This window comes from Micromonospora sp. NPDC047762, from assembly GCF_043204655.1.
Taxonomy (GTDB): Bacteria; Actinomycetota; Actinomycetes; order Mycobacteriales; family Micromonosporaceae; genus Micromonospora.
This window is the reverse complement of record NZ_JBIDCQ010000002.1, coordinates 951,984-973,676: the sequence shown is the minus strand read 5'-3', so window position 1 is coordinate 973,676 and position 21,693 is coordinate 951,984. Positions and strand designations below refer to the sequence as shown.

The window sequence follows — 21,693 nt, the reverse complement described above, 5'->3', positions numbered from 1 at the left end:
TGGCCAGACGTCCGGATCGGGACTTTGTCCTTTCACCCGTTGCGGGTCCGAGGTAGGCCGGCTGCGGGATACCCCGCCACGCGATGTTCATCACACGGGTGCGGCTCGTCTTTGAGCGCGGCCGAGCACCTGCGGGACGTTGGGGACGGCGTTCCCGTACTACCGTGCGAGGGCAGTCCGAGATCGGAAGGACCAGCTTCATGCCCTTGTCGTACCCCCGGCCCCACCGGCCGAACCCCGCCCGCCGGCTTGCCGCCGGCGTCACCACGGCGCTGCTCGCGGCGGGTGTCCTCGTCGGTTGTTCCGGTGACGACGGGCCGCAACGCACCGTGGACGCCTTCCTCGCGGGCTGGCGCAGCGGTGACCTCCAGGCGGTCGGTCTGATCGACCCGCTCGGCTCGAAACTGCCGTCGGCGGACGTCGCACGTGAGATCAAGGAGCTCTCCGGTGAGCTGGCGGCCACCCCGCCCACGCTGACGCGTCGCGGCGAGCCGAAGATCACGAAGGACATCGCGACCACCACCGTCCAGGTGGAGTGGGCCCTGCCCGGTCAGGCCCGATGGGCGTACGACCGGGAGGTCCGGCTCGCCCACGGCGGCGACGACCAGTGGCAGGTGATCTGGGAGCCGACGGTGGTGCACGAGCAGCTCACCAAGGGTGACCGGTTGGCGCTGCGTCGCGACGCCGGTGCCCGCGCCGCCGTGCTGGACAACGCCGGGAAGCCACTCGTGACCCCGCGCACCGTGGTCCGGGTGGGTGTGCAGCCCAACGGGGTCGCCGACCTGAAGAAGCTCGTCAAGGACCTCGACGCGGCGTTCAAGGCCATCCGCCCGGCGCTGGTTCCCGGCGTCGACCTGGCCGATCTGCCCGAGAGGGTGGCCAAGGCCGAGCCGGGTGCCTTCGTCGAGGTGGTGTCGCTGCGCGAGGAGGCGTACCGGCAGATCAAGCCCCGGATCTACGACCTGCCCGGCACCAAGTTCGTCACTGACAAGATCGACCTGGCGCCCACCCGCGAGTTCGCCCGTGCGCTGCTCGGCACCGTCGACCCGGCGCAGGCCGACGACCTCGCCGCGCATCCCGACCGGTACGTCGTCGGCGACCTGGTCGGGCACGGCGGTCTACAGGGCCGCTACGACGAGCGACTGCGCGGCGGCCCCGGGCTGACCGTGGTGGTCGAGCGTCCGGCCGAGGGCGGCAAACTCGAACCCACCGGCGCCGAGCTGTTCCGCCGGGAGCCGCAGCCCGGGCAGGCGCTGAAGACCACGCTGGACGTCGCCGTCCAGAACGCGGCCGACGGGGCACTGCGCGCCGAGCCGCGCCGCTCCGCCCTGGTGGCGCTCCGGATCAGCGACGGCGCCGTGCTCGCCGCCGCGAACGGCCCCGGTCCGGCCGGGCAGAACCTGGCCTTCGACGCCCAGGTGCCTCCCGGCTCCACCTTCAAGATGGTCAGCACGCTGGGCCTGCTGGACCGGGGCGCGGTCACGCTGGACGGGCCGGTGGACTGCAAGAAGACCTTCACCGTGGACGGCAGGTCCTTCAAGAACTCGGACAACTTCGAGCTCGGCTCGGTGCCGTTCCGCACCGACTTCGCCAAGTCCTGCAACACGGCGTTCGCCGCGCTGGCCCCGAAGCTCGGCGGCGACGGGCTGGCCGCCGCCGGTCGCTCGCTGGGCCTGGAGGGTCAGTGGGATCTCGGCACGGACGCCTTCACCGGCAAGGTCTCGACGGGCGGCAGCCTCGCCGAGCAGGCCGCCGCGTCGTTCGGGCAGGGCACCACGTTGGTCAGCCCGCTCGCCATGGCCGGCGCCACCGCCGCCGTCGCCCGCGGCCGCTTCGAGCAGCCGAAGCTGCTGATCGACCCGGCACCGGCCAAGCCGGCCCCGGCGGGCGAGCAGCTCAAGCCGGAGTCGGTCGCGGCGCTGCGCACGATGATGCGCGAGGTGGTCACCGCCGGCACCGGCAGCGCGCTCAAGGACGTGCCGGGCGAGGTGTACGGCAAGACCGGCACCGCCGAGTACGACGACAACCCGGCGCACACCCACGCCTGGTTCGTCGGCTGGCGGGGCGACGTGGCGTTCGCCGTCTTCGTGGAGAAGGGCGGGGCCAGCACCGCCTCGGCCGTCCCCATGGCCGAGCGTTTCCTCCGCGCTCTCCCCACCCCCTGACCCCACCACCTGGAGGCCCCGCCGGGCGTCGGGCCATCGCCCGGCGCAGGGCCTTGATCCACTCGGTTTCGCTGAAACTGTGGTGTCCGAGCCACTCGGACACCCCGGATTCCCTGAAACCGAGTCGATCAAGGCCCTGCGGCCGAGGACCGGGTCAGGCGGTGTCGGCCTCGTGCCTTTCGGACGTGTTCTGGCTCGACGGGGTGGTGCGTCGGAGAAGACCTGGGCCGGCCGACGCCGGCGGGCCGACCGGTTCGCGCTCAACCAGGGACGCGATGCTGGCCGCGACGCCCGACGGCTCGGAGTGGGCCCGTCCGCCAGTGCCGGGTGACTCCCCCTCGACAGGGACGTCGTACGGCACCGTGCTCACCGACGAACCGATGTCGGGGACACCGACGTCGGCAGGGCCGTCATCGGCAGACCCGAGCGCAGCAGGCCCGCTATCGGCGTGGTCGATGTCAGCGGGGTCGTTGCCAGTGGGTGATTCACGCCGCGCAACCCGCTCAGCACGGTCGAGCCCGTCGAGCCCAACCAGCCCGTCGAGCCGCTCGGCACGGTCGGGACGCTCGGTGACGGTCGCGGTCCGGCCGTTGCCGCGCCGCGGGGAGGGCGTCGGCCGTGCCGCCAGCAGTCGGGGCGGCACTGCCTCCGGGGCGGTCACCGGCGCCAGACCGGCGACCACTGTGTTGACGATCTCGGCAGCGTACGAGCCGTCCGGGTCGTAGTCGGGGTCGAAGACGGTCAGCTCCACGCCGAGGCAGTGCGGGGTGTCGACCAGGCCGGCGAGCAGGATCTCCAACTCGGCGAAGGCGATTCCACCCGGGTCGGGGGCGTCCACGGCGGGCATCACCGCCGGGTCGAGCACGTCCACGTCGATGTGCACCCAGTAGCCCGCGCAGTCGGCGAGTTGCTCGTGCGCCCACTGGGCCGTCCGGGCGGCGCCTTCGGCGCGCAGCGCCGGCACCGGTCGGGTGGTGATCCCGGCGGCCTGGAGGTCGAGCCGGTATTCGTCCTGGGCCCGGATGCCGAGCACCACCACGTCGATGTCGCGGAAGTAGGGCCGGCGGCCCTCCAGCGCGGCCAGGTCGGCCTGCCCTCGCCCGGTGACCAGAGCCAGGTCCTCACCGGCTGCGGCGCCGACGTAGGAGGCGTTGCCGGGGTGCCGGAAGTCGGAGTGCCCGTCGACGAAGACCAGCCCGATCCGCCCGCCGACGGCCTCGCCGAGGCGGTGCATGGCCAGGGCCGAGCCGAGGAGCACGGAGCAGTCGCCGCCGAGCACCACCGGGAACTCGCCCCGGTCGATGATCGAGCCGATGCGTTCGGCGAGGGCCAACGAGTAGTCGGCGATCTCCCTGGCGTGACACACCCCGTCGCCGGGCCGCCAGTCGCCCGGGTCGTACCGGGCGGGGGTGACGCAGCCGGCGTCGCGGGCGCGGAGCCGGGCCAGCAGGTCGTGGTCGCGCAGCGCCCCGGGCGCCTTGGCGCAACCCGGGACCGACGTGGGCGTCGGCGGCCGTAGACCGAGATTTGTCGGCGCGTCGAGGACGGCGATCCGGCGCATCGTGAGCTCCCGTCCTCGGTGGTCGGGCGGGCCGGCCGGAACGCCGGCCCGCGCTGGCGTGCTACGAACTCAGAACAGGGCGCTGGCCAGAGCCCGACGCGCCGAGGCGACCGCCGGATCGTCCGGGCCGGCAATGGAGAAGAGTGAGACCAGGTGCTGGCGAACCGTCTCACGGTCCTCACCGGCGGTGCGCCGGACCAGACCGACGAGCCGGGCGTACGCCTGCTCGGCCAGGCCGCTGAGCACCTCGATGTCGGCGGCCAGCAGCTGGGCGGCGACGTCGTCGGGGGCGCTCTCGGCGGCGGCCAGCGCGGCGGACGGGTCGGCGCCGGCCACCCGGCGGGCCACTCCGACCTGGGCCAGCCCCGCCGTGGCCGCGGCGTCCGCCGGGGCGTCGGCGAGGATCTTCCGGTACGCCTGCTCGGCGGCGTCCAGATCGCCGCTCATCAGCGCGTCGTCCGCCTCGTCGAGGCGGGGGTCCTCCGGCTCGGCGACTGCCACGCCACCGGCCTTGAGCACTGCCTGGATCCACTGCCGCAGCTGAGCCTCGGGAACAACTCCGGAGAAGGCGTCGACCGGCTGGCCGCCGACGACCGCGTAGACCATGGGGATGCCCTGCACCCGGAACATCTGGGCGATTCGGGGATTTTCCTGCACGTCGACCCGGGCCAGCACCCAGGTGCCGCCGCCCTCGGCGTTCAGCCGCTCCAGGACCGGGGCGAACTCGTCGCTCTCCGGGAAGCCGGCCGCACCGAAGAACACGACGACGGGCGTGGCCATCGAGCGTTCGAGCACGTCGGACTGGATGGTCGCCTCGGTGACGTCCACGATGGCGGTGTCACCGCCGGCGGTGGGCGCGCCGGGGCGCCGTTGGACGGGCCGCCCTGCGGGGGCGCGCCGGGGCGGGTACTTGCTGGTGCGGGGCCACGCAGCGTGCTGAGGTCGACCGCGCCGCGGGTGAAGATCGACGAGGTGATCCGTGGGTCGCTCATGGTTACCTAGTCTCGCACGTGAGCCCGGATTCTCAGCTCACCCGCAACCCCGACGTTGCAACTCTCACGCCCCACGCCCCACCCCCGCGATCTTGCACTTTCTGTCGCCGCTATGCCGCATTCATGCCTTATGGCACCGCAGAAACTGCAAGATCGACGGGGTGGGGGTTCAGAAGCGGGCTGGCTCTCGGTAGGTGCCCCACTCGGCTCGCAGGGCGTCGCAGATCTCGCCCAACGTGGCCTCGGCGCGCACCGCGTCGAGCATGGCGGGGATCATGTTCTCGTCGGTACGGCTCGCCGCGATCATCCGGGTCACCGCGGCGCGCACCGCCTCCTCGTCCCGCCCGCTCTTGCGCTCGGCGAGCACCCGGCGCTGCTCCAGCTCCACCTCGTGCGAGATGCGCAGGATCTCCAGCTCCTTGGCGACCGTGCCGGTGTGGCAGTTGACCCCGACGATCTTCTTGTCGCCCTTTTCGAGGGCCTGCTGGTAGACGAAGGCCGACTCGGCGATGTGCCCGGTGAACCAGCCGTCCTCGATGCCGCGCAGGATGCCCGAGGTCATCGGGCCGATCTGGTGTGGCCCGTCTCCGCCGAGCTGCCGGATCCGGGCGAAGATCTCCTCCGCCTCGGCCTCGATCTTGTCGGTCAGCGCCTCGACGTACCAGGAGCCGCCGAGCGGGTCGGCAACGTTGACCACGCCGGTCTCCTCCATCAACACCTGCTGGGTACGCAGGGCGATCTCGGCCGACTCGTCGGTGGGCAGCGCCAGGGTCTCGTCCAGCGCGTTGGTGTGCAGCGAGTTCGTGCCACCGAGCACAGCCGCGAGAGCCTCGACGGCGGTCCGTACGACGTTGTTGACCGGCTGCTGCGCGGTCAGCGACACCCCGGCGGTCTGCGTGTGGAACCGCAGCCACAGCGCCTTCTCGCTGGTCGCGCCGTAGACGTCACGCAACCAGCGGGCCCAGATCCGGCGGGCGGCGCGGAACTTGGCGATCTCCTCGAAGAAGTCGAGGTGCGAGTCGAAGAAGAAGCTCAGCCCCGGCGCGAACACGTTCACGTCCAGCCCCCGCGAAAGACCAAGCTCGACGTAGCCGAAGCCGTCCGCCAGGGTGTACGCCAGCTCCTGCGCCGCAGTCGAGCCGGCCTCGCGGATGTGGTAGCCGGAGACCGACAGCGGCTTGTAGCGCGGGATCTCGGCGGCGCAGTATTCCATCAGGTCGCCGATCAGGCGCAGGTGCGGCTCCGGGTCGAAGAGCCACTCCTTCTGCGCGATGTACTCCTTGAAGATGTCGGTCTGCAGGGTGCCGTCCAGCTTGGACAGGTTGGCGCCCTGCCGCTCGGCGGCGACCAGGTACATGCAGAACACCGGCACGGCCGGGCCGGAGATGGTCATCGAGGTGGTGACGTCGGCCAGGTCGATGCCGTCGAAGAGCGCCTGCATGTCGGTGGCGGTGTCGATGGCGACGCCGCAGTGGCCGACCTCGCCGAGCGCCTGCGGGTCGTCCGAGTCGCGGCCCATCAGCGTCGGCATGTCGAACGCCACCGAGAGCCCGCCGCCGCCGGCGCCGAGGATCATCTTGTAGCGCTCGTTCGTCTGCTGGGCGTTGCCGAAGCCGGCGAACTGCCGAATGGTCCAGGTCCGACCGCGGTAGCCGGTCGGATACAAACCCCGGGTGTACGGATACTCGCCCGGCCATCCGATCCGTTCGAAGCCCGGATAGGTGGCGCCCTCCGGCGGGCCGTACACCGGCTCCACCGGCATGCCGGAGAGCGTGGTGAAGTCCGCGTCCCGCTTGCGCGCGGCGTCGTACCGGGCCTGCCAGCGCGCCCGTCCGGCGTCGATCTCGTCGGCGTCCATGAGCAGGGCTCCTCCTCGGGTCCTCGACTGCCTGTCGAGTGTAAGGCCCCTACCTGAACGATCGCTAAGTCAGGCCGTACCGGCGAGTAACGGCAGCCACCGCGTCGATCATGGAGTTGTGGTGGTGCACAATCCCGCAGCCGGGGCCAAACTGGCCACCACGACTGCATGATCGACTGGGAAGGTGGCGCTGTAGAGCCTGCACCTCTCCGGCCATCGGCTACGCCGCAGGCCCGCCCATCGCCACGTCGTCGACCCGGATGTTGACCTCGTCGACCCGCAGCCCGTACGCCTCCACCGCCTCGGTGACCCGGGCCCGCACCTGGCTGGTGATCTCCGGCACCGGCTGACCGGCCTGGATCACCAGCACCAGGTTGACTACGGCGGCGTCCCCGGTCACGTGGGCCGAGCAGCCGCGCCGAGCGTCACCAACCTGGTCCAACCCGACCCGGTCGAGGACCGAGTTGAAGAACCGGGCCACGTCGCCGCCCAGATCGGCCACGCCGGGCACCGCGCGGGCCGCCGCGACGGCGATCTTCTCGACCACCTCGTCGGAGACGTGCGTCGTCCCGCCGGTGGGCACCGACGCCGTGGTCAGCTCCTGCGTCGCCTCGTGGTCCATAGCCGCTCCCCCTGCTCCTCGCACCGGCCCCACCGCCGTGGGGCGGTGCGAGCCTACAAGGACGAGGTGGCCCCCGGACGTCCCCGGTGGACGGTCAGCGCGCGAGCTGGGCGAGCAACTCGTCCGCCGCCGTGTACGGGTCGGTAGCGCCCTCGGCGACCCTGGTGGCGAGCGTGGCCAACTCCGTACCGTCGCGAAGTGAGCCGATCCGGGCGCGGAGGGTGCCGAGCGCGATCGCCTCGATCTCGGCGGCGGCCCGCGTCTCCTGGCGGCGGCGCAGCTCGCCGTGCTCGACCAGCCAGCCCCGGTGCTTGTCGATGGCGGCGGCGATGTCGTCGATGCCCTCGCCCCGCGCGGCGACGGACCGGACCACCTGGGGCCGCCACTGCCCCGGCCCGCGCTCGCCGAGCGCGATCATGCCCTGGATGTCCCGGACGGTGGCGTCGACGCCGTCCCGGTCCGCCTTGTTGACCACGAACACGTCGGCGATCTCCAGGATGCCGGCCTTGACCGCCTGGATCGCGTCGCCCATCCCGGGTGCGAGCAGCACCAGCGTCGTGTCGGCGAGCGAGGCGACCTCCACCTCGGCCTGACCGACGCCGACGGTCTCCACCAGCACCACGTCGCAGCCGGCGCCCTCCAGCACCCGGACCGCCTGCGGTGTGGCCGCGGCCAGCCCGCCGAGGTGCCCCCGGCTGGACATCGACCGGATGTAGACGCCCGGATCCGTGGCGTGGTCCTGCATCCGCACCCGGTCACCGAGGATCGCTCCGCCGGTGAACGGGCTGGACGGGTCGACCGCCAGCACGCCCACCCGGTGCCCGCGCGCCCGCAGCGCGCGGACCAGCTCGTTCGTGGTGGTCGACTTGCCCACCCCTGGCGAACCGGTCAGCCCGACCACCTGGGCCTGCCCGGCGTACGGCGCCAGCGCCGCGGCGATCTCCGGCAACAGCGCGTCGCCGTTCTCCACCAACGTGATCAGGCGAGCCACCGCCCGGGGGTCGCCCGTGCGGGCCCGTTCGACCAGCAGCGGTACGTCCCGGCTGCGGCGCACCGACGTGGTGCCCGCCGCCGGGACGTGCTCAGTCTCGCTCACTGGTCCGTCTCGGCCTTGCCCGGCACGTGGATGATCAGCGCGTCGCCCTGGCCACCGCCGCCACACAGCGCGGCCGCGCCGGTGCCACCGCCGCGCCGCTTCAGCTCGAGGGCGAGGGTGAGGACGAGACGCGCGCCGGACATGCCGATCGGGTGCCCCAGCGCGATCGCGCCGCCGTTGACGTTGACCTTGTCCGGGCTGATCCCGAGGTCACGGGTGGACTGGACACCGACCTGCGCGAACGCCTCGTTGATCTCGATGAGGTCCAGGTCCGCAACGCTCAGGCCGCCCTTCTTCAGGGCGTGGTTGATCGCGTTGGACGGCTGCGAGTGCAGGGAGTTGTCCGGGCCCGCCACGTTGCCGTGCGCACCGATCTCGGCCAGCCAGGTCAGCCCCAGCTCCTTGGCCTTGGCCTTGCTCATCACGAGCACCGCGGCCGCGCCGTCGGAGATCGGCGACGAGCTGCCGGCGGTGATGGTGCCGTCCTTGGCGAAGGCGGGGCGCAGCTTGGCCAGCGACTCGACTGTGGTGTCCGGACGGATGCCCTCGTCCTCGGTGATCACCAGTGGGTCACCCTTGCGCTGCGGGATGACCACCGGGGCGATCTCGTCGGCGAAGTGACCGTTCTTCTGGGCGGCGGCGGCCCGCTGGTGGCTGGCGGCGGCGAAGGCGTCCTGCTCCGCGCGGGAGATGCCGTGCCGGGCGCCGAGCCGCTCGGTCGACTCGCCCATCGAGCAGCAGTCCCAGGCGTCGCTGAGCCCGTCGTGTGCCATGTGGTCCTTGACCACCACGTCGCCGTACTTGTAGCCGGTGCGCTGGCCCATCAGCAGGTGCGGGGCGTTGGTCATCGACTCCATGCCGCCGGCCACCACGATGTCGAACTCGCCGGCGCGGATCAGCTGGTCGGCCAGGGCGATCGCGTCCAGGCCGGAGAGGCAGACCTTGTTGATGGTCAGCGCCGGCACGGACATCGGCACACCGGCCTCGACCGCCGCCTGCCGAGCCGGGATCTGACCGGTGCCGGCCTGCAGCACCTGACCCATGATCACGTACTGGACCTGGTCCGGGCTGACGCCGGCACGCTCCAGCGCGGCCTTGATGGCGATCCCGCCGAGCTTCGTGGCCGGGAGGTCCTTGAGGTTGCCCAGCAGCCGGCCCATCGGGGTCCGCGCGCCGCTGACGATCACCGAAGCCATGCCTGCCTCCGAAGGGGTGCCGAGCTGTACGCCTTAACGATTGTTCGGCCAGACTAGCGCCATGGCAGAGAACTCCCCCGTCGAGCCCGGTGCGGACTACGTCACAGACATCGGGCTTCGCAAGATTGACCACGTCGGGATCGCCGTGGCCGACCTGGACGCCGCGATCGACTTCTACCAGCGGACGTTCGGGATGCGCTGCGTGCACGTGGAGACCAACACCGAGCAGGGCGTCCGGGAAGCGATGCTGGCCGTCGGACCGACCACCGAGGGCGGCTGCGTGCAGTTGCTCGCCCCGCTCACCCCGGAGTCGACGATCGCGAAGTTCCTGGACCGCAACGGGCCGGGCGTGCAGCAGGTCGCGTACACGGTCGTGGACATCGACGCGGCCTGCGCGGCGCTACGCGAGCGCGGCATGCGCCTGCTCTACGCGACTCCGAGGCGTGGCACCGCCGACAGCCGGATCAACTTCGTGCACCCCAAGGACGCCGGCGGCGTCCTCGTAGAACTGGTCCAACCCGCCCCCACTCCCCACTGACCCACCCCACCCCTGTTGATCAAGAGGTTTGCGTCATCCCGCCCCGCGCAGATGACCGAACGCTCTTGATCAACGAGGGGTGGCGAGCGCTGGAGGCCGAGGCGCGCGCACGTCAGTGCGCGGTTGGCGGGGTGGCTGGACACCTTCACGCATCGGCGGATGCAGTTTTTCACAGAGGACTTCCCGGCCTAGCTACCGTTCAGTAACGTCCGGCCCCACAGGAGCGCGACCGGTGCCGGATGTGTCGAATGCCGACATGGCGGTCGTGCCCACCGGCGCCGACGATGGCAGCACCCGGGCCCGTGCGGGTGCGGAAGAACCGGAGGTCACCGTGCAGGACATCCTCGAAGCGATCATGGCGGCGGAGGAATCGAACGATCCGGACCGCGAACTCGCCGGCGTCGCCGGGCTGCCCGTACCGGAGAGCTACCGGGGCGTGGTGGTCCGCGCCGAGGAGTCCCGGATGTTCGACGGCATGGCCACCCGGGACAAGGACCCGCGCAAGGCGCTGCACGTGCAGGAGGTGCCGACGCCGGAGCTGGCCCCGGGCGAGGCGCTGATAGCGGTGATGGCCAGCGCGATCAACTACAACACGGTGTGGACCAGCATCTTCGAGCCGGTGAGCACCTTCAAGTTCCTGGAGCGCTACGGCCGGGTCTCCGAGCTGACCCGCCGGCACGACCTGCCGTACCACGTGGTCGGCTCGGACGCGGCGGGCGTGGTGCTGCGCACCGGCCCCGGGGTGACCCGCTGGGCCCCCGGTGACGAGGTGGTCGCGCACTGCCTCTCCGTCGAGTTGGAGGACGCGGCCGGGCACGACGACACGATGCTCGACCCGCAACAGCGGATCTGGGGCTTCGAGACCAACTTCGGCGGGCTGGCCGAGCTGGCGGTGGTCAAGGCCAACCAGCTGATGCCCAAGCCGCGGCACCTGAGCTGGGAGGAGGCGGCCAGTCCCGGGCTGGTCAACTCCACCGCGTACCGGCAGCTCGTCTCGCACCACGGCGCCAACATGAAGCAGGGTGACGTGGTGCTGATCTGGGGCGCCTCCGGCGGCCTCGGTGGGTACGCCACCCAGATGGCGCTCAACGGCGGCGCGATTCCGGTCTGCGTGGTGTCCTCGCCGGAGAAGGCCGAGCTGTGCCGCCGGATGGGCGCGGAGCTGGTCATCGACCGGGCCGCGGAGGGCTTCCGCTTCTGGAAGGACGAGGAGACCCAGGACCCGGACGAGTGGCGGCGCTTCGGCGAACGGATTCGCGAGCTGACCGGCGGCGAGGACCCGGACATCGTGTTCGAGCACCCGGGCCGGGAGACGTTCGGCGCCAGCGTCTACGTGGCCCGACGCGGTGGAACCATCGTCACCTGCGCCTCCACGAGCGGCTTCCTGCACCAGTACGACAACCGCTACCTGTGGATGCACCTCAAGCGGATCGTGGGCAGCCACTTCGCCAACTACCACGAGGCGTGGCAGGCCAACCGCCTGGTCGCGCTCGGCAAGGTGCACCCGACGGTGTCCCGCACCTATCCGCTGGAGCAGACCGGCCAGGCCGCGTACGAGGTGCACCGCAACGCCCACCAGGGCAAGGTGGGCGTGCGCTGCCTCGCACCCACTGACGGGCTGGGCGTTCGTGACGGAGAGTTGCGGGCCCGGCACGAGGACGCGATCAACCGGTTCCGGGGTCACTGACCTCCCGGCATCCGGAGCGCCGGGGCGGTCCCGGCCGGACGGTGGAACGCCGGATGACCATTGCGCTGATCGCTCATTGTTCTTCCGCCCTCATTAGCGGATAAGTCACCCGGATCGAACAAAGGGCCTCGGGGTAACCCCGGGGCCCTTTTCCGCGTCACGCTGCGTGGCGTCCGACAGGCCGGGACCTGCCAAGATCGCCGATTGGTCCAACCTCGCCGATCGCGAGTGTTGACCATGTAAAGAGGGCACGAAAGCTTCGCACCGCTCTTGCGAAGCACCCTGGGGCGTCTGCCAGTATGTCCCAATGCCCCAGCAGCAGTCCTCCCCTCTCGCGTTCTTCGATAACGCGAACTCGCAGCCAGATTTCACCGTTGGCCTGCGCGGATACAACACCCATCAGGTCGACGACTTCCTCGGCCGGATGACCGCCGCGCTGACCCAGTCCGAGCAGGCCCGTGCCGAGGCCGAGCAGCGGATGAACGACGCCCAGCGTCGGCTCCGCCAGGCCGAGCAGCGCATGAGTGCGCTGGAGCAGAAGCTCACCGACACGAACAAGCAGCTCGAAGAGAACAGCCGACCCACCCTCTCCGGGCTCGGCACGCGCGTCGAGCAGATCCTGCGGCTCGCCGAGGAGCAGGCGAACGACCACCGCAACGAGGCCAAGCGCGAGTCGGAGGGCATCCTCTCCGCCGCCCGCCTCGAGGCCCGCGAGATCACCGACAAGGCCCGCGCCGAGGCCGCCGCCATGAAGGCGAGCGCCGAGCGCGAGGCGGGCAACCTGCGCACGGCCGCCGAGCGCGAGGCCGCCGAGGTCCGGGTGCAGGCTCGCCGCGAGGCCGACACGCTGCGCGCCGACGCCGACCGGGAGACCAAGCAGCTGCGTACGGTCACCGCGCACGAGGTGGCCGAGCTGAAGTCGACAGTCGAGCGGGAGGTCGCCACCCTGCGTGCCACCGCCGAGCGGGAGATCACCCAGCAGCGGGCGAAGGCCGCCCGCGAGGCTGAGGAGAAGCGCGCCGAGGCGACCAAGCTGCTCACCGACGCGCGGGACAAGCGCGACAAGGACCTGCAGGCCCTGGAGCTCCAGTTGGCCGAGCGTCGGGAGAAGGCCGAGCGCGAGGAGTCCGAGCGGCACGCCGCCCAGGTCGCGCAGACCCAGAAGATGGTCAGCGAGGCCGAGCAGCGTGCCCGCGCCGCGCAGGAGCGGGCCAAGGAGATCGAGCAGCGCGCCGAGGCGCGGCGGGTCGAGTCGGAGCGCAACGCGGCCGAGACCGTCGACAAGGCCAAGGCCCACTCGGAGAAGACCCTCAACGAGGCGAAGGCCGAGTCGCAGCGCCTGCTCACCGAGGCCCGCACCGAGGCGGAGCTGACCACGCAGGCCGCCCGCCGCGAGGTCGAGGACCTCACCCGGCAGAAGGACGCTGTCACGTCGCAGCTGGGTCAGATGCTCTCCGGTCTCGCCGGCATCGTTCCGGGAATGCCGGCGCAGGCCGCTCCGGCTGCCAAGCCGGAAGCAGCAAAGAAGACCGATGGTGGTCAGGAGCGGGTGCCCGCGGAGACCGCCGGCTGACGCGAGGCGTCAGGTAGGGGCATCGACGGCGCGAGGTGACACCGGGTAACCGGTGCCACCTCGCGCCGTATGCGTTTCCTCACCCGTGGTGTGCGCTGGCCGCAACGGAGTGAAGTAGCTCCCACATGGCCCGTCCGTATCGCCCCAGCAGGGCCCGTTGCGTGTGAGGATGGGGGCATGTCGCACGGCGAGGAACTGTTCGCTCTCGGCGGGGACGTGACGACGGAGCCCAGCTTCGAGTCCGCTCTGCGGGGGTACGAGAAGAAACAGGTCGACCGTTATGTCGCACGTGCTGAGCACGAGATCGCGACCCTCGCCTCCGAACGGGAACAGGCGTACACACAGATCCACAAGCTCGCCGGCCAGGTCGAGGTTCTCCAGCGCGACCTGACCCAGGTGCGCAAGCAGATGAACGTGGTCGACCGGGCGTCGTTCCGGCACCTCGGTCCACGGGTCGAGTCGATCCTCGCTCTCGCCGAGGAACAGGCGGAGGAGATCCTCGGCGACGCGAACGGCGAGATCGAGGCCCGGCGGGCCGCTGCCGAGCACATCATCGAGGAGGCCCGCGAGCAGGCCGACCGGGCACTGAAGGACTTCGAACTCGCCCTCGCCGCCCGACGGGCGGAGGAGGAGCGGCACAGCGCCGCGCAGCGGGCCGAGGCGGACGCCGCCCTGCGGTCGGCGAAGGACGAGTCGGCGCAGTTGCGCAAGGCCGCGCAGGACGCTCTGGCGAAGGCCCAGCAGGAGGCCACCCAACTGCGGGACTCCGCCAAGGAGATCCACACTCGGGCCCAGCAGGAGGCCACCAAGCTGCGCGAGACGGCCCGCGAGACGCTGGCCAACGCCCGGCAGGAGGCCAGCGATCTGCGCGACGCGGCCAAGGAGGTGCACGCCAAGGCGCTCCAGGAGGCCAAGCGGCTCACCGACACCGCGACCGAAGCGGGGCGAGCCACCCACGCCAAGGCGCAGCAGGAGGCCAAGCAGATCATCGACGACGCGTCGATGGCCGGTCGGGCGACCCGCGCCAAGGCGCAGCAGGAGGCCGAGCGGCTGACGACGCAGGCCACCGAATCGGCGAAGCGCAGCCGCGCCGAGACCGAGGCGTACGTACAGCGAATGCGCACCGAGACCGAGGCGTACGTGCAGCACACCCGGGCGCAGACCCAGCAGGAGCTGGGCGCGTGGCGGGCCGGGGTGGAGCAGGAGGTCAACTCCCGTCGGGAGGCGGCCGATCGGGAGTTGGCGCAGCGACGGTCCGCGGCCGAGCAGGAGTTCGCCAAGCGCCGCGACGAGTTGGACAAGCACCACGCGTCGCGCCAGCAGGAGCTGGAGGCCGGGCTCGCCAGCCGTCAGCAGGAGTTGGAGACCGGGTTCACCACCCGTCGGGACGAGCTGGAAACCGAATACTCCACCCGGAAGAACGAGCTGGAAAGCGAGTACACGGCTCGCAAGAACGAGATCGAGCAGGGCGCGGCCGGCATCCGTCAGGCGGCCGAGCAGGACGCGGCGGGGCTGCGCCAGCGCTCCGAGGCGGAGGCCGCCGAGCTGCTGAGCCGGGCCGAGGCCGAGGCCAGCGACAAGCGCCGCAAGGCCGACGAGCATGTCGCGGCGTCCCGGCGGCAGTTCGAGGAGTACGCGGCCACCACGCAGCAGCACCTGGCCACCACCCAGCAGCACCTGGCGGCGACCCAGCAGGAGTCTGCGGCGGGTCGTCAGCAGTTGGCCCAGGTGATGTTGGAAATCGCCCAGGCCCAGCAGCAGTTGGCGGATCTGCGGCAGGAGACGTGGAAGGCCCGGCAGGAGTCCGACGAGCTCCAGCGTCAGATGTCCGAGCTGCGGTTGCAGAGTGTCGCCGGTCCGATCGACGGCCCGACCGCGCCGGCCGGAGACGCCAGCGCGAGCGAAGGCGTACCCGGTGGTGGGGACGACGGCGCGAGCGTTACCGCCGGCGCGGGCGCCGGGTCGGGCGCGGCCTCCGGGTCGGGTGCGGCCTCCGGGTCGGGTGCGGCCTCCGGGTCGGACGCGGGCGCCGGGCTGAAGACGGAGCCCGCCGACACCAGGCAGCCGGTGAACGCCGCCGCGGACGAGTCCGGGCAGTCCACGACGCGGCCAGTGGCCGAGCCGGTGACCACTGTGGATGGTGGCACGGCGAGCGCCGGGGTGGACGGGGAGCCGACAGTGGCCGCCGTTCCGGGCGAGGGTGGCCGGGGCGCCAAACCCACCAAGATCACTAGCACCGGTGAGAACGGCAAGCGACCCACCAAGCCGACCACCGACGAACGCAGCGCCAAGCCCAGCAAGGTCACCATCGAGAAGGAGTGACGGGCACCCACCCGTCGAAGCTTCCAAATCTTGGACAGTTTCCGTCAACCACCGCTTGAGCCCGCCGCGTTGACGGAAACTGTCCAAGATTCACTTCTGCGCCGGGTGACGTAGGGGCACGGTGGGGGTCCAGCCGGCTGCGACGAGGGCGCGGCGGACGGTGTCGGCCACCTCGTCCGGGCGAGCGCGGACCAGCCAGGCCGGGAAGCGCAGAATCCGGTCGCCGCTGGTCCAGACGTCGTTCTGCCGACGCATGTCGGCAGCCCACTGCCTGGCATCCATGTGGTGCGCGCCGTCGATCTCCACCTGCACCCGCCACTCCCGCCAGTACGCGTCCAACCAGCGGTTCCTGCCGGCCGCGTCGACCCGGTGTTCCTGCAGGCCCGGGGCGGGCAGCCGATGTCTGCGGCACAGCCGCAGGAAGTCGATCTCCGAGAGCGCCTGGGCGCCGCCCGCGATGTCACTGATGGTCTGCCCGATCAGCCGCCGACGGGGGGCCCGAGGGAGGACGTCGAGCACCGCCCGCAACTCCTCGGGCAGCACCCGGCGTTGCTGGCAGCCGGCGGCCAGCACCGACTGCGCCTCGTCCACGCTGACCGCCCACCCCGCCGCGTCGACCAGCGCCCTGGCCAGCGTGGTGCGCGGCGGACGGGCGAGTTGGCGGTGCGATTCCGGCAACACCGACGTGCGATGCACCAGCACCGCAGGCATGTCGATCGGAAGTCGACGCAGGGTGGTCCGCGCGGCACGGCGGGCTGCCGGCACCAGCACGTGCAGCGGTTCGCGTCGCAGTCCCCGTACCCCGGCTTCGGCGGCGGCGGACACCCCGGCCAGCACCGCCCCCGGCCCGGCCGCCAGCACCGCCACCCACAGTTGCTGGTCGCGGGTGAGTCGACCGTTACCGGCCAGCAGGATCCCTCGGCAGATCGACCGCCACCGACCGGAGCGGATCCGGCCCCGCACCCGCGCTTCGCTGAGCAACCCGGCGACCTGCGCGGTCGTCAGCACGCCCGCCTGCTCGAAGGCGAGCCAGTCGAGTGCGTCGGCGTCATCGGCGGGCAGCATCCGAACAGCTTTCGCACCTCAGCGCCGCCCCACCACCAGATCTTGGACAGTTCCCGTCATGGCGTGACGGAAAGTGTCCAAGATCCGCGGGTCGGCGGGGTCGAGGCGACGTCCCGCGGCGTCCGCGCGCGGCGGGGTCGGGAAAACACGGGGTACGGACCGAGCCCCGGCTGCGGCACCCCCGACATCGGGGTACGTGCCCTCCCGCCTGAACTGGAGCCCGTCGGAGTTGGTGCTGCGGCGTGCCGGCGAGGAGGTTCGCGGGTTGGTGGTCGAGCAGATCACCCACCTCGCCGCCAGTCTGGAGCGACCACACGTCAGCCCGCACATCGTTCCGGCCGACACCGGGCTGCACGTCGGCCCTTCCGGACCGTTCAATCTGGCCCGAGGCACCGACGGTGGTTGGGTGGGGCACATGGAGCATCAGATTGACGGTCTCGTGGTTGATGGCGACCATGAGGTGGCTACGCTGCTGGCGCGTTGGGAGATGATCAGAAACGCTGCGTTGTCTCGCCGCAGTCGATCGAACTGATGAAGAAAGTTGTGACCTCATGGACCTGACCGGCGCAGTTTGGCGCACCTCCACTCGCAGCGGCAACAGTGCGTGCGTCGAGGTGGCGGACAACCTGCCCGGGATGGTGGGAGTGCGGGACAGTGAGGATCCGTCCGGCCCGCTGTTGGTGTTCGCGCCGGCCGCGTGGCGGGCGTTCGTGGCCGTCGCCCGTCGTCCGACGGCCTGAGCCGGGAGGTTCCTGGTGCCACAGCACGACCCGTCCGGCGACGACCCAGACGTGCCCGCCAATCCCCGGCCGCCGACAGCGCCACCGTCGGCCGAGACACCACCGTCGACCGAGACGCCACCGCCGATCGAGACTCCGCCGCCGGTGCCGGTTCCCGTCCCGGGGGTCGACCCGGACGAGCCGCCGGCGGTCCCGTCCGGAAAATTCGGCACACCGGGGCGGCCACTGCGCCGCAGCAGCTTCCTGCTCGGCTTCACCGGTGCGTTGGGCGTGCTGCTGGCGTACACCCTCTATCTGGGGATTCGGAATGCCGGCGGCATCCTGGTGCTGGTGGTGATCGCGCTCTTCCTCGCGGTCGGCCTCAACCCGGCGGTGGTCCGACTGCGCCGTTGGGGTGTGCCGCACGGCCTGGCGGTGGCGGGGGTCGCCCTCACTGTGGTGTTGCTGCTCTGCGGCGGCATCGTGGCGCTGGTCCCGCCGATCGTCACCCAGTCGGGGCAGTTCATCGACCAGATCCCAAGCCTGCTCGACGAGTTGCGCCGCAACCCGACGGTCAATGACCTGGTGGAGCGGTACGACGTGGTGGAGCGGGTGCAGGGCGCAGCCAACGCGCAGACTGTCGGCCGAGCGCTGGGCGGGGTGCTGGGCGGGGCCCAACTGATCTTCGGCACGGTGTTCCGGACGCTGACCGTGCTGGTGTTGACCATCTACTTCCTGGCGTACTTCGACAAGCTGCGCTCGCTGGGCTACTCGTTGGTGCCCCGCTCCCGGCGGGAGCGGGTGCAGCTGATCGGTGACGAAATATTGGCCAAGGTCGGCGCCTACATGGTCGGCGCGCTGAGCATCGCGGTGCTGGCCGGCGCGACCACGTTCGTCTTCGCGCTGATCGTCGACCTGCCGTACCCGTTCGCGCTGGCAGTGGTGGTCGCGGTGACCGACCTGATCCCGCAGATCGGCGCAACCCTGGGCGCGGTGATCGTGAGCCTGGTCGGCTTCGCCGCCGACCTGCCCACCGGCATCGCCTGCGCGGTGTTCTTCCTCATCTACCAGCAGGTGGAGAACTACCTGATCTACCCGAAGGTGATGCGGCGCTCGGTCGAGGTCAACGAGGTGGCGGCCCTGCTCGCCGCGCTGCTCGGAGTGGCGCTGCTGGGTGTGGTGGGCGCGCTGATCGCCATCCCCACGGTGGCCGCGCTGCAACTGATCCTGCGCGAGGTGGTGCTGCCCCGCCAGGAGCGCCGCTGAGCATCAGCCCCTGAGCGGCGGCCGGGCTGCGGGCGCTCGGGTCAGTCCGCCTTGGTCGCGGCCGGGCCGGGGACGGGGGTGTCGGCGAAGGCAGCCACCGTCCGGTCGGCGTACGCGCTGACGTCGCCGGACTCCATCGGGCCGTCCCAGGTTGTCGGAAGCGGCACCTCAACAGCCGGGTTGACCCGCCGGACGATCTCGTCGAGCACCGTCTCCGCGTCGCCCACCCAGAGGTGCTTGGCACCCGGCACCCCGACCACCTCGGCCTGTGGCACGGCGGAGAACCGCTCCCGCGCCTCGGTGGGGCGCAGGTAGTCGTCGAACTCCGGCACCAGCGCCACCAGCGGCCGACCCGAGTTGGCCCAGGTGGCCAGGTCCTCGGGGGCGGAGAAGCGCAGCGGCGGGGAGAGCAGGATCGCCCCGGCGATCGCCGGATCGCAGCCGTACTTCAGCGCCAGGTCGGTGCCGAACGACCAGCCGACGAGCCAGATGTTGGGCAGCTCGGCGAACTCCGCGTACTCGATGGCGGCGGCCACGTCGTACCGCTCGCCCACCGCGCCGTCGAAGGCTCCCTCGCTGGTGCCGCGCACGCTGCTGGTGCCCCGGGTGTTGAACCGCAGCACCGCCAGGTCGGCCAGCGCGGGCAGGCGCCAGGCCGCCTTGCGGAACACGTGGCTGTCCATCATTCCGCCGTGGGTCGGTAGCGGGTGCAGGCAGACCAGGGTGGCCACCGGCGGCCGGTCGGCCGGCAGGGCCAGCTCACCGACCAGTCGCAGACCGTCGGCGGTGTGCAGCTCGATGTCCTCCCGGCGGCCGGGCAGGATCGACGACGCGCGGATCGCTGTGCTCACCGTCCAAGTCTGTCGCGAAGTCGCCGCCGCCGCCCGCCCAGGCACGAACAGGGTGACCCAGGTCGCTATCGGGCAGGTCCCCGAGCCCTTACCCGGGCGGTCGGCTCACCCCGGGCACCGCAACGCCCGGGGCAATCGGCTCAGTCCAGCGGCAGCGCCCCGGGCCCGGTCGTTCAGTAGCGCGGGGAGCTCCGGCCCCGCTGCACCGCCGGGCCGCGCCGCTCCCGGGCCCGCCAGCAACCGCTGTGCCAGTGCCGCCGGTCGGTCAGGTCACCCAGGCCGTCCGCCGGCCAGGCGACCAGGTGCGCCACCCCCGGTCGGATCTCCTGGTTGCAACCGGGGCAGCGGTACGTCTTGACCGACGCCCCGGCGCCGATGCCGCGTACCTGCCAGGCACCGTCGGTCCACTGCTGGACCGAGGCGACGCCCTGCCGGACGCGGTCGGCGTCCAGGTTGGCGTTGTCGTCCCGGCGAGGGCGATTGCGACGGGGGCTCACAGTCACCAAGGTTACGGTCACTCCCAGCTGGCCGGCTCGCCAAGGTCGTCGGCGACCCGGAGCCCGCCGATAACCGTGCTGACCTCTGCGTCCGTGGGCGACCGCTCCCAGCGGTTCTCGTACCCCATGGACAGCAGGGTGTTCGGAATTCCGAGCACGTGCCAGAAGTCGCCCATGTCGAACACCGGCCTGCCGGCGATCTCGCGATTGGCCTTGGCCCGGTCGGGCGAGGATGGACGGGGTGAGTAGTCGAGCCGCACCGGCAAGGTGGCCGCGCCCCTGAGAGCGACTGTCAGCACCGCTTCGGTGTGGTCCGAGGCCGCGACTGGCATCTGCGTCGGCATCGTGGTTCCCGCCACGTTCACGATGCGGGGCCAGACCAGTTGCCGCACCGCCACCTCGCACGCGCTGATTCGTGCACCCGGGGGCAAGGCGGTCAATCGAACCGGCGCGACGCAACGACGGGCTTCGTCAAACCGCAGCGCCGCCGCCGCCCGGCGGACCTCGGCGCTGGTCTCCCCGAGAGCCGCGACCCGGACGTACAGGCCCGGAACGGGCTGCCAGCGCAGCACCCAACCCTTCGTGACCCTGTCGAGCTGACGTATCACCCCGTTGTACCTTGATGCGGCGTCGACGTCCTGGCGGGGCGGGGCGAGATCCCTGTCGCTGGTGACGGTGGCCTTGTCGGGGCCGATGTCCCGAAACTGACTCGGGTCACCGGTCTCGGCCGTCAGTGGGTCAGCGGCGACGATCACCATCGCCTGCACGCCGCCACCCAGGTCCAGTCGCATGCTCTCGACCTGGCCCGCGGAGCGCCAGGCGACCGGCTCCGCCGCTGTCGGATCGACCCCGAAGTGCAGCACCTGTGGGTCCGTGCCGATCAGGGCGGGGCGCTCCGCGGCCCCCGGCACCCCCGGTGCCCGGGGCGGCGTGACCACGACCGGGCTGGGCGTGACGGCCGGCTGGGGAGGCGCAGCCGACGGCGTACGCACCGCCACGCCGGCCCCGAGCAGCACCGCGACGCCGAGCGCTGCCCCGATGACGGCACGCCGTCGCCGTCGCCGGGCCCGTCCCCCGTTCACCGCCGCCGTCAGCAGGCTGTCGGTGTCCACGGGCCCGTCGGCCTTCTCCCGGAGTGCCCGCGCGATCCGCTCGTCAAGGTTGGTCACGGCCGGCTCCCGTTCGTCGTGGGAACGCCGTGGCGCTCCCGCAGCTGGCTGAGCGCCCGCATCGCGTGGGTGCGGACGGTGACCGGGGAACAACCGAGAATCTGGGCGATGCTCAAGTCGTCAAGGTCCTCGTAGTAGCGCAGCACGAGCACCGCGCGCTGCCGGTCGGGCAGGCCGAGGATCAGCCGCCACATCTCGTCCCGGTCGGCCGCATCGCCACCCAGGTCCCCGCGCCCAGGCCGGTCGGCGAACTCGGCCGTGGCCAACTCCCTGCTGGATCGGCGGCGCCACCAGGAGGTGTTGGCGTTGACCAGCATCCGGCGCACGTAGACGTCCGGATGGTCGGCACGTGCGATCTTGCGCCAGTGCACGTACGCGCGTGCCAACACGTCCTGGGTGAGGTCCTCGGCCCGGTGTTCGTCACCGGTCAGCAGTCGGGCCAGCCGGACGAGCGCCGGCCCGCGACTGCTGACGTATTCCTCGAAGGTCACACCACTCAGACGCCGTCACCGGCGC

General features: G+C 71.5%; 17 protein-coding genes and 2 pseudogenes. 8 read left to right on the top strand and 11 right to left on the bottom strand.

Features of this window, described 5'->3' with window-relative positions:
* Window positions 1-200: 200 nt before the first annotated feature.
* On the top strand, window positions 201-2,165 hold the full coding sequence (locus ACGF3C_RS10065; RefSeq protein ID WP_357224151.1) for a penicillin-binding transpeptidase domain-containing protein: 1,965 nt from the start codon (window positions 201-203) through the stop codon (window positions 2,163-2,165).
* A gap of 565 nt (window positions 2,166-2,730) precedes the next feature.
* Here the strand turns inward: ACGF3C_RS10065 and ACGF3C_RS10060 are convergent.
* From ACGF3C_RS10060 to ACGF3C_RS10035, 6 genes and pseudogenes are all read right to left on the bottom strand, one after another.
* Window positions 2,731-3,726, bottom strand: a pseudogene (locus ACGF3C_RS10060) (arginase family protein); the annotation flags it as partial.
* Window positions 3,727-3,795: 69 nt separating this feature from the next.
* Window positions 3,796-4,718: pseudogene (locus ACGF3C_RS10055) on the bottom strand (tetratricopeptide repeat protein).
* Window positions 4,719-4,887: 169 nt separating this feature from the next.
* Window positions 4,888-6,576 carry a methylmalonyl-CoA mutase gene (locus ACGF3C_RS10050; RefSeq protein ID WP_393220501.1) on the bottom strand — a complete coding sequence of 563 codons (1,689 nt, stop codon included), beginning with the start codon at window positions 6,574-6,576 and terminating at the stop codon, window positions 4,888-4,890.
* Window positions 6,577-6,796: 220 nt separating this feature from the next.
* The gene (locus tag ACGF3C_RS10045) at window positions 6,797-7,198 is read right to left on the bottom strand and encodes an Asp23/Gls24 family envelope stress response protein (protein ID WP_357224158.1); all 402 of its coding nucleotides are present in this window, start codon (window positions 7,196-7,198) and stop codon (window positions 6,797-6,799) included.
* Between the two features lie 94 nt (window positions 7,199-7,292).
* Window positions 7,293-8,294, bottom strand: a complete 1,002-nt coding sequence (gene meaB, locus ACGF3C_RS10040; RefSeq protein WP_355008995.1) for a methylmalonyl Co-A mutase-associated GTPase MeaB — start codon at window positions 8,292-8,294, stop codon at window positions 7,293-7,295.
* Entirely contained in the window at window positions 8,291-9,490 is a 1,200-nt protein-coding gene (locus ACGF3C_RS10035) for an acetyl-CoA C-acetyltransferase (RefSeq protein WP_357224161.1), read from the bottom strand. The genes meaB and ACGF3C_RS10035 overlap by 4 nt, the downstream gene beginning before the upstream one ends.
* A gap of 61 nt (window positions 9,491-9,551) precedes the next feature.
* On the opposite strand from ACGF3C_RS10035, the gene mce reads away from it, so the two are divergent.
* The 4 genes from mce (at window position 9,552) to ACGF3C_RS10015 (ending at window position 15,610) form a co-directional block, all read left to right on the top strand.
* Window positions 9,552-10,028, top strand: coding sequence for a methylmalonyl-CoA epimerase (gene mce / locus ACGF3C_RS10030; RefSeq protein WP_355008997.1), 477 nt, complete (start codon window positions 9,552-9,554; stop codon window positions 10,026-10,028).
* 331 nt (window positions 10,029-10,359) lie between these two features.
* Entirely contained in the window at window positions 10,360-11,715 is a 1,356-nt protein-coding gene (ccrA, locus tag ACGF3C_RS10025) for a crotonyl-CoA carboxylase/reductase (RefSeq protein ID WP_357224167.1), read from the top strand.
* A gap of 307 nt (window positions 11,716-12,022) precedes the next feature.
* Window positions 12,023-13,288, top strand: a complete 1,266-nt coding sequence (locus tag ACGF3C_RS10020) for a DivIVA domain-containing protein (RefSeq protein WP_091405818.1) — start codon at window positions 12,023-12,025, stop codon at window positions 13,286-13,288.
* Between the two features lie 177 nt (window positions 13,289-13,465).
* The gene (locus ACGF3C_RS10015) at window positions 13,466-15,610 is read left to right on the top strand and encodes a hypothetical protein (RefSeq protein WP_393220494.1); all 2,145 of its coding nucleotides are present in this window, start codon (window positions 13,466-13,468) and stop codon (window positions 15,608-15,610) included.
* A 90-nt stretch (window positions 15,611-15,700) separates the two neighbouring features.
* On the opposite strand, the gene ACGF3C_RS10010 is transcribed toward ACGF3C_RS10015, so the two are convergent.
* Window positions 15,701-16,675, bottom strand: coding sequence for a hypothetical protein (locus tag ACGF3C_RS10010; protein ID WP_393220491.1), 975 nt, complete (start codon window positions 16,673-16,675; stop codon window positions 15,701-15,703).
* A gap of 268 nt (window positions 16,676-16,943) precedes the next feature.
* Between ACGF3C_RS10010 and ACGF3C_RS10005 the strand changes: the two genes are divergently transcribed.
* From ACGF3C_RS10005 to ACGF3C_RS09995, 3 genes are all read left to right on the top strand, one after another.
* Entirely contained in the window at window positions 16,944-17,207 is a 264-nt protein-coding gene (locus ACGF3C_RS10005; protein ID WP_393220488.1) for a Scr1 family TA system antitoxin-like transcriptional regulator, read from the top strand.
* A gap of 19 nt (window positions 17,208-17,226) precedes the next feature.
* The gene (locus ACGF3C_RS10000) at window positions 17,227-17,415 is read left to right on the top strand and encodes a DUF397 domain-containing protein (protein ID WP_393220485.1); all 189 of its coding nucleotides are present in this window, start codon (window positions 17,227-17,229) and stop codon (window positions 17,413-17,415) included.
* 144 nt (window positions 17,416-17,559) lie between these two features.
* A complete protein-coding gene (locus ACGF3C_RS09995; RefSeq protein WP_357233125.1) occupies window positions 17,560-18,660 on the top strand; it encodes an AI-2E family transporter in 1,101 nt (366 codons plus the stop codon).
* A gap of 41 nt (window positions 18,661-18,701) precedes the next feature.
* Here ACGF3C_RS09995 and ACGF3C_RS09990 read toward each other — a convergent pair whose 3' ends face one another.
* From ACGF3C_RS09990 to ACGF3C_RS09975, 4 genes are all read right to left on the bottom strand, one after another.
* Window positions 18,702-19,511 carry an alpha/beta hydrolase gene (locus tag ACGF3C_RS09990; RefSeq protein WP_393220483.1) on the bottom strand — a complete coding sequence of 270 codons (810 nt, stop codon included), beginning with the start codon at window positions 19,509-19,511 and terminating at the stop codon, window positions 18,702-18,704.
* A gap of 173 nt (window positions 19,512-19,684) precedes the next feature.
* On the bottom strand, window positions 19,685-20,014 hold the full coding sequence (locus ACGF3C_RS09985) for a hypothetical protein (RefSeq protein WP_357233123.1): 330 nt from the start codon (window positions 20,012-20,014) through the stop codon (window positions 19,685-19,687).
* Between the two features lie 11 nt (window positions 20,015-20,025).
* Window positions 20,026-21,177 carry a hypothetical protein gene (locus ACGF3C_RS09980; protein WP_393220479.1) on the bottom strand — a complete coding sequence of 384 codons (1,152 nt, stop codon included), beginning with the start codon at window positions 21,175-21,177 and terminating at the stop codon, window positions 20,026-20,028.
* Window positions 21,174-21,668 carry a SigE family RNA polymerase sigma factor gene (locus tag ACGF3C_RS09975; RefSeq protein ID WP_357229882.1) on the bottom strand — a complete coding sequence of 165 codons (495 nt, stop codon included), beginning with the start codon at window positions 21,666-21,668 and terminating at the stop codon, window positions 21,174-21,176. The genes ACGF3C_RS09980 and ACGF3C_RS09975 overlap by 4 nt, the downstream gene beginning before the upstream one ends.
* Between the last annotated feature and the right edge of the window lie 25 nt (window positions 21,669-21,693).

Coding starts and splice junctions, on each gene's coding strand:
- ACGF3C_RS10065 (WP_357224151.1), top strand. CDS start 201: ATGCCCTTGTCGTACCCCCGGCCCCACCGGCCGAACCCCGCCCGCCGG.
- ACGF3C_RS10050 (WP_393220501.1), bottom strand. CDS start 6,576: ATGGACGCCGACGAGATCGACGCCGGACGGGCGCGCTGGCAGGCCCGG.
- ACGF3C_RS10045 (WP_357224158.1), bottom strand. CDS start 7,198: ATGGACCACGAGGCGACGCAGGAGCTGACCACGGCGTCGGTGCCCACC.
- ACGF3C_RS10035 (WP_357224161.1), bottom strand. CDS start 9,490: ATGGCTTCGGTGATCGTCAGCGGCGCGCGGACCCCGATGGGCCGGCTG.
- mce (WP_355008997.1), top strand. CDS start 9,552: ATGGCAGAGAACTCCCCCGTCGAGCCCGGTGCGGACTACGTCACAGAC.
- ACGF3C_RS10020 (WP_091405818.1), top strand. CDS start 12,023: ATGCCCCAGCAGCAGTCCTCCCCTCTCGCGTTCTTCGATAACGCGAAC.
- ACGF3C_RS10015 (WP_393220494.1), top strand. CDS start 13,466: ATGTCGCACGGCGAGGAACTGTTCGCTCTCGGCGGGGACGTGACGACG.
- ACGF3C_RS10010 (WP_393220491.1), bottom strand. CDS start 16,675: ATGCTGCCCGCCGATGACGCCGACGCACTCGACTGGCTCGCCTTCGAG.
- ACGF3C_RS10000 (WP_393220485.1), top strand. CDS start 17,227: ATGGACCTGACCGGCGCAGTTTGGCGCACCTCCACTCGCAGCGGCAAC.